Genomic DNA, 14,729 nt, shown 5'->3' with positions numbered 1-14,729 from the left:
GATTTAGCTTGATGTGTACTTACGTAGAAGTAACGTTAAGCGTCTTTACTGTCTTCGTTGCCTTCGTTCACTTTTGCGTAGAAGTGAAGCAACTCAGTTAACTCTTTAACCCAGCCCAACGCATCTTTTGGGGCGTTCTTTAAGATCTTTTCAACCTTCTCACAGTGCACTTCGATAGCGATGGCTTCTTCTAGGTTGAAAGAAATTGAGTAGAAGTGCCAAAGCAGTAGGCGAGTCATTCGCTCGATGTTCTGTTGCGAGTTATCCGACTCTGAGAAGGCTAGGTTTACTTCACCAAGCGCGATAGCTGTCATTCGAAGCATTGCGTCAAATTTCGCTGATTGCATGCGTTCTTCGCTGGTGACTTCTTCTTGCTCGAACGTAAACAATTCCGTCATTGCATCTTCAGGTACAAGGCGATGAATCATTCTTAAACTAAATTCTTCTAGTTCATGGCGAGGCATGGTGATTAAGCAATTTAAGGTGTAGTCGCGTTGCATGGTGTTCTCTTGGATCTGCAAAAAGGTCGGACAGTTTAATGGAGAAGCGAGTTTAGAAAAAGCAGATTTTAGATAAGCCTGCGTTGGCAGGCTTATCTGTGTACTACAAGCCCTAAAATCGATGCTTAGGGGAACTGTATTTAGGTTTGAACGCAGTATCAGGCTTTGCTATGGCTTGGCGGTTGGTACTGCATCGACTGGTCGTTTCTCATGAATATGTTGCTCGCGACCAAACTGCCGATGCAAATAGAACCAAGGGCGAGCCAAGTCATCGCATCAGGAATCTCGTTGAATAGTGGGATCGCCAACAAGGTCGCCACTGCGGGTGTTGCACTGCCAAAAGCGGCAGAGCGTTCAGCCCCTAAGGTATTAACCGCATAAAGGTAAGTGAACGCAGCGATTAAACCCGCCCCAACGCCTTGCACTGTTGAATGAACGGCAAGCTCCGTGAAGGGCCAACTAGCTATTGGTGTGTCCATTAGGTGGCTTGGGAGGGTTCCAGTCAGGATTAGGACGAGTAAAAGCAAAGTAGAACAGAGAGAAATAAAACCGGCACTGACTAACGCATTAAGATTAGCGACACGGGCTGAGATGGTGAACATCGCCCACATTAAGCTTCCGCATAAAAACAACAAATGACCTTTGGTGTATTCGAAGTTGAAGCTGCTTAAGCTACTCCCTAAAAACAACAGTATGCCGAGCAAAACCAAACCTAAACCAACAACACGATGTCGGCTGAGTGGCTGCTTAAAAAACAGTACCGCAATTCCTGTAACGAACAGAGGAAGAGTGCCCGGAACAAGAGCACTGCCATGAGATACCGGAACAAACTGCATCGCCGTTCCCGCAACGAGCAGATAAGGTAATCCGCTACCTACGAACATACCCGTTAGATATCGTTTAGGGACTTCAGCAATCGTGCTGCGTGCTTTCCACATCAAAGGCAATAACACCAAAGCCGGTATGAGAAATCTTGTGAGAGCGATATCGGCAGGTGTTAAATCTGAATTTGCACCGCCTTTAAGAGACAGGAAAAAGCTCGCCCAAATGAGTAGGGTGACAGTAATAGATAAGTAGCCAAGATTCATAATATTGAAGGAGAGTGGGTGATGACTCATTATGGAACAGTTGGTGTGCCACAGGTTGGCAAGTTTTGGCTTAACTTGAACTATCGTTGATGATTTCTGCTAACATTCACCAAATAATTAACGGATTTAACTAATTTTTGGTATTTTCTATGGATAGAATTGATAGACATCTTCTCGAACTGCTGCAAAAGGACGGCAGGTTAACCACGGCTGAACTTGCTGATGAAGTGGGTTTATCACCTTCGCCTTGTGCAAGACGAGTCAAAAGGCTAGAAGAAAAGGGCATTATCGACGGTTATCGTGTGAGCTTGTCACGAGAACAAGTCGGCATCGCAATGAGTGTGTTTGTTGAGGTGAGCCTAAACAATCACCAAGAAGTGTCGATAGATAAGTTTGAAGCGGCCGTTGTAGAGATGGAAGAGGTGATCAGTTGCCACGTTGTATCAGGGGCTTATGACTATTTGCTAGAAGTGGTTAGCCCGAACTTGATGGCCTATGAAGCATTTACAAGAAAACTTCAAAGGCTCTCTAACGTCAAAGACATTCATACCCACCTTGCGATAAGACAAGTAAAAGGCAATGCACCACTGCCAATTTATACCGATTAAGCCAAACTCTGAGCAGTAACACGAAGGCAGAATGAGCTGAAAACGAAATGGTTTACTCCTGAAGTAGAAGCGCGGTCAATATCAAAAATCATCCATTAAGTGTCAGGCTTGAGGCAATAAAAAACGGAGCACCTCGTGAAAGGTACTCCGTATATGATAGGTGCAAAACTTAGTGATACTTAAAGTTAGAGATTGAACAATCCCCAGTTTGTGCATTAATTCTGAATGAAAAAGCATGTGAATGATAATCCACGCCGTCATTCCAAATTGTCTCTCCAAATATCTTACATAGCTCTAGCTCACTTACTGAACCGAACTCTTCCATGTGTTTAGCTACAGATAAAAGTTTACCTCTTATCTCTGCAGTCCATTCCGTGTTACTCAAGCAGTTGAAAGCCATAGTCTTTTGCATATTACCTAGCCAAAATGTTTCTTGTTATTAAGTTATATGAAGATTCATGATAACAATTTTCTGGCGTTTGTAAATCTATTTTGTGATGAATATCTCACATACTCGCTTGCATTGGTCGGAAATTGAACTTCATTGTTGATAGATAGCACATTACTTTTACAACCTATTGATAAAGCTTTGATTAACGAGTTCTTAGAATATTATGAATGGGATTGAGCATATTTATCGGAAAAGTCCAGTCGAACGAGTGAGAGAATCTAATGGTGATTTCAGTTTGATGCATCGTTTGCTGGTTGGTTTATGTGGCGCGCTTCATCAATCATCGTCGCTTCTCTGCGGTATTTTGAAGACAGCTGACGGAATTTTTCACTGAGTGTATGGAGATCTCGGGAGAGTGATTGTGAGCTTTGTACGTGCACCTTTGCGCTTTCTGCCTGGCGCGGGAGTTTTGCTTTGGTGCAGTGTTTGGCGACGGCTTGCCATGAATACACTAGAGAGTCAGCGCCTTCAAGTTCACTAGACACAACATACGCCTGTTGCAACAAAACCTCAGAGACGTCATACGCGGTATTCATATGACTATTGAGCTGCACATTAAACCTTTCTTCGTACTTTGCCCAAAGCTCAATGATCTGCTTTTCATTAAAGTGTTTAGATAACAATGTCTGTGACTCATAGGTTGAAAGAACTTGGTTGAACTCTTTGGTGTACTGATTATAGCGACCTTCAAAAGAGAGCTGACGATCCAACAGTGTTTGCCAGTTTTCACGGTCACAATGATCCGCTAGAGCGACATTGGCACTCAAAGTTACGCTTACAATGATAACCTTCCCCCAAAAACTCATGACTTTCCTCTACTTACCGTGCGCTCTATTGAGAGTATAGATGAGCAGTAGCATGAGTTGATGTACACTTGAGACATACCTATAACGGAAGAGCTGGTGGATTTGATGAAAAAAGCGCTGATCGCTTTACTTGTGTTGTTGATATTGGGCGGAGGGGGAGGAGCGGCATACTACTTCTTGGTCATGAATAAAGACCCAATCCCACAAGAGAAAACGGAAGGGCCGGCGTTAGAAGCTACCGAGCAATCTGAATCTGACCTTGTACCCATCATGGATCTTCAGCCTGAACCAGAGCAGACGGAATTTTACGTTTTGGAGAGAAAGCTTGAAGTGGTCGAGCAACCTGAAATTGATGGCTTGATAACAGATTACCTCTATAAAGGAGAAAAGGTGGAGATACTCGAGAAACAGGGCGAATGGGCACGTATCTCTGATTATATTGTTCTCAAGGAAGGCGGCCCACAGACGGCGGAATGGGTCTCTATGTCAGGCTTATCGAATGATGAAGTCATTATTTCGGAAAAAGAAAGCAAAGAGATATTGGATTCCTATTTGGTTAAGTCTGATGACCTCAAGATCCATCAAGAAAAATTCCGTAATTCGGTGGCTAAACTGATCTCTGAGGGGGAGTGTGCGCCAAGTGATTTTGAAGAATTAGGCGGATGGGTGAAATCTGTTAAGTACAGCAATCGAGATGTTTATTTTATTTATTGTGGTGGGTTGTCCCTTGAAAACAAAATTTATCTTGATGTAAATACAAATGAAATATTTACGAAGTAAAAATCGCCCCATTTTAAGTGTTGGACGTATTAATATTCTTTAGGGTTACCGTTCATAAGTAAAATTTTTGAAATCTTACTTTATCGCAGAGTGGGCTTCTTTATTGGCACCTCATTATATTTAATCCGATATAAGCAGTATCTGGCTATTCCGTTTAAACAATGGGTCTACAGTTTTTATGGTATGAGAGTATTGTTGTCGGGATTCCGTAAAGCAGGTGCTGCCGATTCTTGATAAGGAAGATGTCGATAAAGAGAACGTCGATCCAGAAGCTTCGGAAAACCAAGCTTAACGTTTTGCCTCTTACTTAACAGTAGGAATACCTTAACAGTCGAAATACGAAGCACCAGACAATAAAAAAAGCCACTGAAATCAGTGGCTTTTTCGTATCAACTCATATCAGAATTATCTGGTAGAAGTTGATGGAATCTCGATTGTTAATCGATTTCTTTGTCTTTACCCATAGATAAAATCCAAAGAGATACGGCTGCAACACCTGCAAAGCCACCAAGAATGATAACTGGCATAGCGCTGTAACCTAGGATGTGCCAAATTACGCTTTCTAAAGTACTCATTCAATCGCTCCTTATTGCCAGCCTTCAACGCCGTGCATGTCTGGTAGTTTGTGTGCAATACCTTTGTGACAGTCTACACACGTTTTTTCACCAGAAGCTAGCGCAGTCGAGTGTTGTTTCGCACTACGGGGGCTCTGCTCTGAGAAGTCCATGTAATCGAACTGGTGACAGTTACGACACTCAAGTGAATCGTTCTTCTTCAATCGAGCCCATTCGCGTTCCGCTAGGTGAGCACGACGTGCTTTGAACTTTTCTTCAGTATTGATGGTTTTCGCAATAAAGTGTGCGTATAGCTCTTTAGATGCTTGAACCTTACGAACAATTTTATCTGTCCATTCATGAGGAACGTGACAGTCTGAACAGATAGCACGAACACCAGAACGGTTAGAGTAGTGAATTGTCTCTTGGATTTCAGCAACGATAGGTGCGTGACAGCCAGAACAGAATTCTTCCGTGTTGGTTGCCTCCATACCCGTGTTGAATGCACCCCAGAACAAAAGACCACCCGAGAAACCCAAGAACAAAACAACGCCTACGGCTGCTTTGCTTGGTGTCGCAAGTCTTTTCCAAAACGCTTTAAGTAATTTTATCATATATAGCCTCTCTTACAGTCCGGCTACGATTAACGCAGTGAATCTACAGGTTTGAACTCGTTCTCAACTAGTGGCTTAGCATTAGCTTGAGGTACGTGACACTGTAGACAGAAGTAACGACGAGGTGATACGTCTGCAAGTACCGCATCTTCACGGTTCATGTAGTGAGTTACACTCACTTTAGTAGCACCCATTTCTTTTGCGTTTTTCCAGCTGTGGCAAGAAAGACACTTGTTAGCGTTAAGAGAAACTTCATAGCTACGAATAGTATGAGGCACTAGAGGTGGTTGGTATACGTAGTCACTCTCAAGTACTTGGTCACGAGGGAACTTTTTGAAGTCATCTGCTGCGCGAGTTGCTTCAAGTTCACTTGCACCACGTAGAGATTCTACGCCACCAATGCCGCCTGGGTTATCCAGTTCAGCTTCAGCTTCAGCTTGAACTGCACCAGCTAGCAAAAGACCAGCTGATAGTAGGGCAGTAATCAGTTTTTTCATGGTTAATTTCTCCGCCTAAAGGCTAATTCTTTGAGTGGACTACTTCTTTCAAAAAGTAACGAAAAAAGCAGTCGCAATATTAAAAACGTCAGATCTACGAGCTAAGTGGTAAGAACATATTGTCCTTAAGCGACCTTAGTGATCTTAACTGGACACTTCTTGTAATCCGTCTGTTTAGATAGAGGATCCGTTGCATCCAAGATCAACTTGTTGATCAGAATTCTTGCATCAAAGAATGGTACGAATACCAAGCCTTGTGGTGGACGGTTACGACCACGAGTTTCAACACGAACGCGTACTTCACCACGTTTGTTTTCGATAAGAACTTCATCACCACGGCGAAGACCACGAGCTTTAGCATCAGCAGGGTGGATGTAACAAAGTGCATCCGGTACTGCTTTGTAAAGTTCTGGTACACGACGAGTCATAGTACCTGTGTGCCAGTGCTCAAGAACACGACCTGTACATAGCCACATATCGTATTCATCGTTTGGTACTTCAGGTGGCGCTTCGTATGGTGCATTGATGATCAGTGCTTTACCATCTGGTTTGCCGTAGAAGTCCCAATCAGAACCTTTCTTAGCATATGGATCTGAACCTTCTTTAAAGCGCCATAGTGTCTCTTTACCGTCAACAACAGGCCAACGTAGACCACGAACTTGGTGGTAGCGATCGTATGGTGCTAAATCGTGACCGTGGCCGCGACCAAAGGCTGCGTATTCTTCGAATAGACCTTTTTGAACGTAGAAACCTTGAGCTTGTGCATCGTCGTTAAGCTCTTGAGCTTCAGACAGTGGGAATGCATCAACGTTGCCGTTTTTGTAAAGCACGTCGTACATGGTTTTGCCACGGTACTCAGGCATTTTCGCAACCAGTTCTTCACCCCAAACTTCTTCAATAGTGAAGCGCTTAGAGAATTCCATGATTTGCCATAGGTCAGACTTAGCTTCACCTACAGTTTTCACTTGTTGGTACCATGCTTGTGTACGACGCTCTGCGTTACCGTAAGCGCCTTCTTTCTCAATCCACATTGCTGTTGGAAGGATGAGGTCAGCCGCTTGAGCTGTTGCCGTTGGGTACGGGTCAGAACATACAATGAAGTTATCTGGGTTACGGTAACCTGGCAGACGTTCAGTGTTGATGTTTGGACCCGCTTGCATGTTGTTGTTACACATTACCCAGTAAGCGTTGATTTTACCGTCTTTCAACATACGGTCTTGAAGAACAGCGTGAGCGCCGGGTACCGGTGGAATGGTGCCTTCTGGAAGTTTCCAGATATCTTCTGCAATTTTACGGTGTTTAGGGTTAGCAACCACCATATCGGCAGGTAAACGGTGAGCGAATGTACCAACTTCACGCGCTGTACCACACGCTGACGGTTGGCCAGTTAGTGAGAATGGGCTGTTACCTGGAGTAGAAATCTTACCTGTAAGAAGGTGGATGTTGTACACAAGGCTGTTCATCCATACGCCACGAGTATGTTGGTTCATACCCATAGTCCAAAGTGACATTACTTTGATGTTTGGATCGGCATATTGCTTAGCCAGCTTGATAAGGTCTTCTTGAGGTACACCTGACATTTCAGACGCTTTCTCAACTGTGTATTCAGCAACAGACGCTTTGTAGTCTTCGAAAGAGATAGCAGTCATTTCGCCTGAGTTAGGGTTTGCGGCTGCTTTCTGTAGTGGATCATCGTCACGCAGACCGTAACCGATGTCTGTCGTTGCTTGCTTGAAGTTCGTGTGCTTGTTCACGAAGTCCCAGTTAACGGCATCGTTTTGAATGATGTAGTTAGCAATGAAGTTAGCAATTGCTAGATCTGATTGAGGTTCGAAGATGTAACCCGTGTCTGCAAGCTCGAAAGAACGGTGGTAGTAAGTAGACAGTACGTTTACTTTAACGTGTGGGTGGCTTAGACGACGGTCTGTAATACGAGTCCATAGTACTGGGTGCATTTCTGCCATGTTTGAACCCCACAGTACGAATGCGTCTGCGTGTTCAAAGTCATCGTAACAACCCATTGGCTCATCAATACCGAAAGTGCGCATGAAGCCTACTACAGCAGAAGCCATACAGTGACGAGCGTTTGGATCTATGTTGTTTGAACGGAAACCCGCTTTCATCATCTTAACGGCTGCGTAGCCTTCCATTACTGTCCATTGGCCTGAACCGAACATACCAACACCTGTTGGACCGTTCTTCTTCAGTGAAGCTTTCCATTTCTCAGCCATCACGTCGAACGCTTTGTCCCAAGATACGGGTGCGAAATCACCATCTTTATGGAACTCACCATCTTTCATACGAAGAAGAGGTTGTTCTAGACGGTCTTTGCCGTACATGATTTTTGAAAGGAAGTAGCCTTTGATACAGTTAAGGCCTTTGTTTACAGGAGCTTCTGGATCGCCTTGAGTCGCAACCACTTTACCGTTTTGAGTACCTACTAGTACTGAACAGCCCGTACCACAAAAACGACAAGGCGCTTTATCCCACGTGATTTTTGTTTGATCAGAGCTAGCAATCAGGTTGGTTGCTGTTGCCGGTAGAGTTACACCTGCAACGGCTGCCGCTGATGCAGCTGCGTTTGCTTTCACAAACGCACGTCTTGTCATTTTCATACTTCACCCTCAAGTTGAGAATTGTTACTTCCAGTTTCTAAATCCGTTTCTTCGAGTCCAGTTTCGATTTGGTGATAAACCAAAGCTGTCCCCAAAACGTTCTTAATGTTGTTTATTGCTTCGATGGTGTCCGTTACAAAACCTTGGTTTTCAGTTTCTAGGACCACGATGATTTTGCCTTCAGGGCTATCTCCGTAGATTTCAGCGTTATCGAATTGATCGATCTCCGCTTTGATCTCATTTAGATGCTCAGGGCTCACATGCACGACTAAACTTGATATATGCACTTCATTTAGTGCCATAAATTGCTCTCGTTATTTTTGTTTTATGCATTACTCACAAGAATAGCCGAAGTAGGGCAAATTGCTACGCAGGCCCCACAACCGCTACACTCATCTAACTCGATTTTTGGTAGAGCAACACTGCCTGCTCTAAGTTCAAATTGAATGGCCATAGGTTCACACATGTCACCACAGCTTCGGCATTCAACATTTTGTTGCGCTAAACACTTATCAGAGATTTGTGCTTTTGCTTGCCAAGGCTCTCCTTGCTTTGGCTTAAAAATGGGTTCGGGACAAACATCTGCACATTGATAGCAGAACGTACACTCATCAATAGAGAAATCTACAGTGGGAAAACCACCATCGCCTACAATGATTATCTTAGTCTCACAACTCTCGATGCATTTACCGCAGCGAGTACAGTCATCTGTAAAGCTTTCTAGGCTGTCAATCCAAGGCAAACGAATCTGGCTTGAGTCAACTTTTCGTCTTGAAAAAAGACGGCGTTTTGATAGATCTACCACTAGATACCTATAGATGTTACTAAGATGTTGTAATTGTAGGTCATTATTCTATTAATATCTTGTAATGAGTCCTCACAAGTAGTGTAGTTTTAGAAACAATTGTATAAATACCCCCTAAGGGCTAATTGGGGGCATATATTGTCTTAGATCAATAAATTACGGAGCGAGTGATCACATATTGAATGGAGCTATGATTTTTGATGTGTGACAATACGATATCGCTGGCAAGTCATTTATCAATAGGAAGGCACTTTTGCTTATAAAACCGGTTTCATCTGTAACAAGTACGATAGCAAAATCTTTGCTCTCTATACTGCTGTTGTCGGTTGCTACGACTGGCTTTGCCATCTTTACTTTGGCTTCAAGTTTGAATGATGCGGAAGCGGTTAACGTGGCCGGTTCAATGCGAATGCAAAGCTACCGTTTAGCCCATGATATTCAAATAGAATCTGTCGATTATGAATCTCATATTCGTGAATTCGAAAGTTCTCTTTACTCGCCATCCATGACTAATTTGGTCAGTTGGAATGTTCCGACAGACATCACAGAAGATTACTATTTAATTATCGGCCGTTGGCATGAGCTAAAACAGGTCTTGAATAGCGAAGAGCGCGATCACTATCTCGTGTTGGTTGAAAACTTCGTGGCTGAAATCGATGGCTTCGTTTATAAGCTGCAAGAGTTCTCTGAAGACAAGTTAATAAAGTTAGCGTGGGCTGGTGGTATCGGCCTTGGTGGGATTCTGGTCATATCTCTTTTTGTTGTTCACTTTGTACGTAAACAGGTTGTTAAACCGCTACATGCTCTTGTCGGTGCGAGCCAAAGAATCAAAAACAGCGACTTCGAGGTAGAACTCAAGGTGACCAGTAACAACGAAATGGGCATTTTGACCAAAACCTTCAACTCGATGGCCAAAGATTTAGGCGTGCTTTATCGAAACCTTGAAGATGTGGTGGATGCAAAGACGATTGAGCTGCAAAATGCGAACCAGTCGCTGCAGGCACTTTATAACTCGTCACAAGAGCTCACGGTGACGCGTATTGCTCCTGAAAACTTCCGAGCTATCTTGCAGCATCTCGTGAGCTTGGAAGGGATTGGATCACTGAGGCTCGAGATTGTCGATAACTCAGGCCGTTCATTGATTATGGATGAAGGTTACGATTCGAATTTAGACTACGAAAAGTTTGAGATGAAACTCGACGATAACGAACTTATTCTCGGCTATTTATACTGTTCATATCACCACGGGCACTCAACTAAAGCTCTGATCGAAAGCTTCATTCAACTGCTATCGAGAGCGATCTACTACAATCGTGCTCAAAAGAAAGCTGAACAGCTTATTATCATGGAAGAGCGTGCCACGATTGCACGTGAACTCCACGATTCATTGGCTCAATCACTGTCGTACTTGAAAATTCAAGTTACACTATTAAAGCGTGTGATTGGCAAACTGCCAGAGCAACAGCACCGAGAGCAATCTGAACAAATCGCGTCTGAGATCGGAAACGGCTTAGCCGACGCTTATACCCAGTTAAGAGAGCTACTCACCACATTTAGGTTGACCATTAAAGAGGGCAACTTTGGAGACGCCTTAAGTACCATGCTTGAGGCGCTCAGCGAGAGAACCGATGCGAAGATTAACCTCACTAATAATCTCTCATCGATCGAGCTTGATGCGCATAGTCAGGTTCACTTGCTTCAATTGATTCGTGAAGCAACAATAAATGCAATAAAACACGCCAATGCCGACTTGATAGATGTATGCTGTATCGATGAGGACGGTGAAGTATTAGTCGTGATAAAAGATAATGGAGATGGCTTTGACTCAAGTAGTTCCAAGGTGAACCACTACGGGATGAGCATTATGCAGGAGCGTGCGGCAAGACTGAATGGCGACTTGACGATTGAAGCGGCGCAAGGTGAAGGCTGTACAGTCATATTGAAATATAAAAGTTTGAAGGAAGTTAAAGTTGACGATTTGTAAAGTAATGCTGGTTGATGATCATCCATTGATGCGCAGAGGTATAAGCCAATTACTGAGCTTTGAAGACGAATTCGAAGTGATTGCAGAAGCAAGTAACGGCACTGAAGCGGTTGCTCTTGCTCATGAAGAAGAACCTGATTTGATCCTTTTGGATCTCAATATGAAGGGCATGTCTGGTTTAGATACCTTGAAAGCACTTCGCACTGACGGTTCTAGCGCAAACATTGTTATTCTAACGGTTTCTGATAGCCCTGCAGACATTGAAGCGATTGTAAAAGCAGGCGCTGATGGCTACTTGTTAAAAGACACTGAACCCGATGAGTTAATTGAACTGCTTAAGCAAGCACACAGCGGTGACAAGGCTTACAGCAGTGTGGTTGCTCGTTACCTAAATGATGCTGGAAGCCGCAATGATATCTTCGAACAACTGACTGAACGTGAAATGCAGATCCTTCAAGAAGTCGCGAAAGGTTACCGTAATAAGCAGATCGCCGATCACCTGTTTATTTCTGAATCGACAGTTAAGGTACATATGAAAAGCTTGTTGAAAAAGCTGCAAGTGCCTTCCCGTACCGCTGCAACGGTTCTGTATCTAGAACGCTATGGTGAAATGAAGTAGGGCTTGTTCCTTTGAGATAACACTATTTCAAGCCTGACTGTTTATACATTTTGTACATGTCTCGATAGTTTTAACGATGTTGAGAAAGTGACATTAAAAAAGGCGCTGAACTTATTAAGTTCAGCGCCTTTTTGTTTACGCATTTTATATTCAGTATTGGTGTTCGTTTGTTCTTCGTTCTTTGAGATTAGAAACTTAAGGCTTACGCCGACATTGGAACCAATACAAGCGTACCGAAGATAACCGTAATAAGACCACAGATTACGGGTACAGACGTACGTTTTACGACTTCAAATGGGCTGATTTTACCCATACCAGAAGTCGCTACGATTACGCCAGATACTGGTGAAATTGTACGACCTAGGTTCGATGCTTGAAGCATTGGGATGATTAGGAACGCTGGGTTCAAGCCCATTTTCGCCGCTAATGATGGAGCCAGTTCTACGAATGCATAGAAAGGTGCATTACCTGAACCTGTCGCAATTGCCGCAGCAACCGTTAGACCTGTGAGGATAAGCATCAATGCGATACCGCCTGCGCCTGCAGATTCGGCAAGACCGATTAGGTTATCAATTGCACCGATAGACATTAGACCTTGAGCAAATACACCCGCCGCAACCAACAGCATTACTACGCCTTTAAATGCTTCGGCCATACCTTGGTAGCAAGAATCTAGGTCTTCTAGTGTTTTTTCGCCGTCAAACTTCTTCACAACGTAATCGATAACAGCGCCCACGAAAATTGAACCTACTACGATGGTGTAGATATCAAGTGAAAGGCCCGGAATGGTACGACCGTTGAATAGAAATACTCCAAAAATAGGTAAGAATGGAAGAGCAGCATAAAAAGCCGGCGCATTCGTTTCAATTTCTGAAACGTCTACTTTTTCCATTGGCGTGTTTTCTTTCTTATCTAGGTATTTGTTCCAGAAGAAAGCCGCACCCGCCATCACGATGATCGCACAGATAGAAACAGGCAGTACCGTTTGAACAGCAAACACATCAAGAGACATACCTGATTTTTCTGCTGCGATAACCACATCACCCGACGTTGGTGAAAGAATGATTGCTGCAGGTGATGCACAAACCGCCACCGCTGCTGGACGAGAAATACCCATTGCCGTCATCATTGGGAATAGGGTCGCCATCAATAGCACGCCAAGGCCTGTTGCAGAACTTACTGCTAGAGACATTAGACACGCTACGATGTAAGCCGCAACAAGAAGTACGTATGGAGATTTGATAGCAGCAAGCGGTTTAGAGAATTGTTTTACTACCACATTGTTTGCGCCGATATGCGTCATGTAAGAAGCAAAGCCACAAAGAAGCATGATTTGCATGCCTAGGCCGCCTCCACGGTACTGAAGCATGTACTTAACGAATTCTAGTGAGTCGGTAACCATGTTACCTGTTGAAGCGACCTTAGCGGGTAAGACTGTGTGACCTATAAGGCCAGTAATAAGAAGTAGGGCAAGGCCAGCTGTCAGTAATACACCTGCCGCTTTATAGCCTTTCACAATAAAGTAACCAACAGCGATAGTAATCACTAATCCGATCAAGAGCTCTAACATAGAAATCTCCACAAAGTTTAAAAAAATATAAGAAAGTGTTTCAGAATATGACAATGAATGTACAGAAAACTGCACTGTGGCACGAGGCATAGTTGAGGTTGATATGATCTAAGACAAACATTTTCTTTGATGTTAATTGTGGTTGTAAATCATGAACAACTACTGTTGTTTAGATGTTAATAAACAAATTTTGTAGCTCGTCAGAATATAACTTGGATCACTTTTGGTTGTTCTAGTTGCATATGTGGCGCCGTTCTATAAACCGTGAGTGTTTTTTGTACTTTGGAAGGGAATGTGTAACGAAGTGGGTATTTATCGAAGTAAAGAGGTGAGAATCTTAGCTTTGACGCTTACTTACGTTTAACGCCTACTTATTTTCCTAAGTAAGCGTTAAAACACAAGCTAGCACTAAAATATAATTAGGGTTAAAAATAGCGAGTGAGTTTAGTTCATATCAAGGCTTTGTTGCGTAATTCCATGGAACTAAATCAAGAACCTACGATCTGATCAGCTACCACCACTCTCTCTCGTAGCCTTATGCCTAAACCTTGTTACAAAACAACCAACTGGAAGCAATACAACCAATCGCTCATTAACCGTGGTTCTCTGACCTTCTGGATCGATGAAGAAGCAATAAGTGGGTGGGCGCAAAGCAAACAGAATAAGCGCGGGAGGCCACGTCGGTTCAGTGATTTAGTTATTACGACAGCACTCATGGTGAAACGAGTTTTTTCTATGCCACTGAGAGCGCTGCAAGGATTTATCGACTCGATATTTAGGTTAGCCCATGTGCCGTTAAGTTGTCCGCATTACACCTGCATCAGTCGTAGGGCCAAGCAAGTTGAGGTCTCATTTAAGACTAAAGCGAGAGGAGCGATACAACACCTAGCCATTGATGCAACTGGCCTTAAGGTTTATGGCGAAGGTGAATGGAAAGTCAAAAAACACGGGACGGATGGCAAGCGGAGAGTCTGGCGAAAGCTGCATATTGCAGTTGATACAAGCACTCATGAGATCATTGCCGCCGAGCTAAGTTTATCAACGGTTACAGATGGTGAAGTACTCCCGAACCTACTGAAACAAACACGTCGAAGCATCCTTGAGGTGTCTGGTGATGGCGCTTACGACACGAGAGCGTGTCGCGCTGCTATTAAGATGAAGCGAGCCGTTGCGCTTATTCCCCCAAGAGAAGGGGCAGCCTTCTGGGAGCGTGGTCATCCTCGAAATCTCGCCGTGGG

At 43.7% G+C, this 14,729-nt stretch carries 16 protein-coding genes; 5 read left to right on the top strand and 11 right to left on the bottom strand.

Annotated elements, in window-relative coordinates:
• Positions 1 to 35: 35 nt before the first annotated feature.
• Both AB4503_RS03350 and AB4503_RS03345 read right to left on the bottom strand, forming a co-directional pair.
• Entirely contained in the window at positions 36 to 500 is a 465-nt protein-coding gene (locus AB4503_RS03350) for an exoribonuclease R (protein WP_136974735.1), read from the bottom strand.
• A gap of 158 nt (positions 501 to 658) precedes the next feature.
• A complete protein-coding gene (locus AB4503_RS03345) occupies positions 659 to 1,588 on the bottom strand; it encodes a DMT family transporter (RefSeq protein WP_372113700.1) in 930 nt (309 codons plus the stop codon).
• Between the two features lie 149 nt (positions 1,589 to 1,737).
• Between AB4503_RS03345 and AB4503_RS03340 the strand changes: the two genes are divergently transcribed.
• Positions 1,738 to 2,196, top strand: coding sequence for an Lrp/AsnC family transcriptional regulator (locus tag AB4503_RS03340; protein ID WP_017062622.1), 459 nt, complete (start codon positions 1,738 to 1,740; stop codon positions 2,194 to 2,196).
• 169 nt (positions 2,197 to 2,365) lie between these two features.
• Here the strand turns inward: AB4503_RS03340 and AB4503_RS03335 are convergent, their stop codons facing one another.
• Together AB4503_RS03335 and AB4503_RS03330 are read right to left on the bottom strand one after the other, a co-directional pair.
• Entirely contained in the window at positions 2,366 to 2,608 is a 243-nt protein-coding gene (locus AB4503_RS03335; protein WP_017062621.1) for a hypothetical protein, read from the bottom strand.
• A 269-nt stretch (positions 2,609 to 2,877) separates the two neighbouring features.
• On the bottom strand, positions 2,878 to 3,453 hold the full coding sequence (locus AB4503_RS03330) for a hypothetical protein (RefSeq protein ID WP_372113626.1): 576 nt from the start codon (positions 3,451 to 3,453) through the stop codon (positions 2,878 to 2,880).
• A gap of 96 nt (positions 3,454 to 3,549) precedes the next feature.
• Between AB4503_RS03330 and AB4503_RS03325 the strand changes: the two genes are divergently transcribed.
• The gene (locus AB4503_RS03325; protein WP_372113624.1) at positions 3,550 to 4,233 is read left to right on the top strand and encodes an SH3 domain-containing protein; all 684 of its coding nucleotides are present in this window, start codon (positions 3,550 to 3,552) and stop codon (positions 4,231 to 4,233) included.
• A 437-nt stretch (positions 4,234 to 4,670) separates the two neighbouring features.
• Here AB4503_RS03325 and AB4503_RS03320 read toward each other — a convergent pair whose 3' ends face one another.
• From AB4503_RS03320 to napF, 6 genes are all read right to left on the bottom strand, one after another.
• Positions 4,671 to 4,808, bottom strand: a complete 138-nt coding sequence (locus tag AB4503_RS03320; RefSeq protein ID WP_010430103.1) for a TIGR02808 family protein — start codon at positions 4,806 to 4,808, stop codon at positions 4,671 to 4,673.
• Positions 4,809 to 4,819: 11 nt separating this feature from the next.
• On the bottom strand, positions 4,820 to 5,401 hold the full coding sequence (locus AB4503_RS03315; RefSeq protein WP_009845456.1) for a NapC/NirT family cytochrome c: 582 nt from the start codon (positions 5,399 to 5,401) through the stop codon (positions 4,820 to 4,822).
• 29 nt (positions 5,402 to 5,430) lie between these two features.
• On the bottom strand, positions 5,431 to 5,898 hold the full coding sequence (locus tag AB4503_RS03310) for a nitrate reductase cytochrome c-type subunit (RefSeq protein ID WP_102320773.1): 468 nt from the start codon (positions 5,896 to 5,898) through the stop codon (positions 5,431 to 5,433).
• A 125-nt stretch (positions 5,899 to 6,023) separates the two neighbouring features.
• Positions 6,024 to 8,513 (bottom strand): periplasmic nitrate reductase subunit alpha, encoded by a 2,490-nt coding sequence (gene napA / locus AB4503_RS03305; RefSeq protein WP_136978659.1) that lies wholly within the window; start codon positions 8,511 to 8,513, stop codon positions 6,024 to 6,026.
• Positions 8,510 to 8,815 carry a chaperone NapD gene (locus AB4503_RS03300; protein ID WP_372113622.1) on the bottom strand — a complete coding sequence of 102 codons (306 nt, stop codon included), beginning with the start codon at positions 8,813 to 8,815 and terminating at the stop codon, positions 8,510 to 8,512. The genes napA and AB4503_RS03300 overlap by 4 nt, the downstream gene beginning before the upstream one ends.
• A gap of 23 nt (positions 8,816 to 8,838) precedes the next feature.
• The gene (napF, locus tag AB4503_RS03295; RefSeq protein WP_017062611.1) at positions 8,839 to 9,318 is read right to left on the bottom strand and encodes a ferredoxin-type protein NapF; all 480 of its coding nucleotides are present in this window, start codon (positions 9,316 to 9,318) and stop codon (positions 8,839 to 8,841) included.
• A 253-nt stretch (positions 9,319 to 9,571) separates the two neighbouring features.
• Between napF and narQ the strand changes: the two genes are divergently transcribed.
• On the top strand, positions 9,572 to 11,302 hold the full coding sequence (gene narQ / locus AB4503_RS03290) for a nitrate/nitrite two-component system sensor histidine kinase NarQ (RefSeq protein WP_017062610.1): 1,731 nt from the start codon (positions 9,572 to 9,574) through the stop codon (positions 11,300 to 11,302).
• Entirely contained in the window at positions 11,289 to 11,921 is a 633-nt protein-coding gene (locus tag AB4503_RS03285; RefSeq protein WP_017062609.1) for a response regulator, read from the top strand. Before narQ ends, AB4503_RS03285 begins: the two co-directional genes overlap by 14 nt.
• A 202-nt stretch (positions 11,922 to 12,123) precedes the next feature.
• Here the strand turns inward: AB4503_RS03285 and dcuC are convergent, their stop codons facing one another.
• Positions 12,124 to 13,491: an anaerobic C4-dicarboxylate transporter DcuC gene (gene dcuC, locus AB4503_RS03280; protein WP_065584770.1), complete on the bottom strand. Its 1,368-nt coding sequence runs from the start codon at positions 13,489 to 13,491 to the stop codon at positions 12,124 to 12,126.
• A gap of 537 nt (positions 13,492 to 14,028) precedes the next feature.
• Between dcuC and AB4503_RS03275 the strand changes: the two genes are divergently transcribed.
• A partial coding sequence (locus AB4503_RS03275; protein ID WP_372113620.1) for an IS5 family transposase occupies positions 14,029 to 14,729 on the top strand: 701 nt, incomplete at its 3' end.

The sequence above is a fragment of the Vibrio sp. 10N.222.55.B11 genome (assembly GCF_041473705.1).
In the GTDB taxonomy this organism is placed as follows: Bacteria; Pseudomonadota; Gammaproteobacteria; order Enterobacterales; family Vibrionaceae; genus Vibrio; species Vibrio crassostreae_C.
The sequence above is the reverse complement of the archived record's forward strand: the minus strand, read 5'-3'. Positions and strand labels throughout refer to the sequence as shown.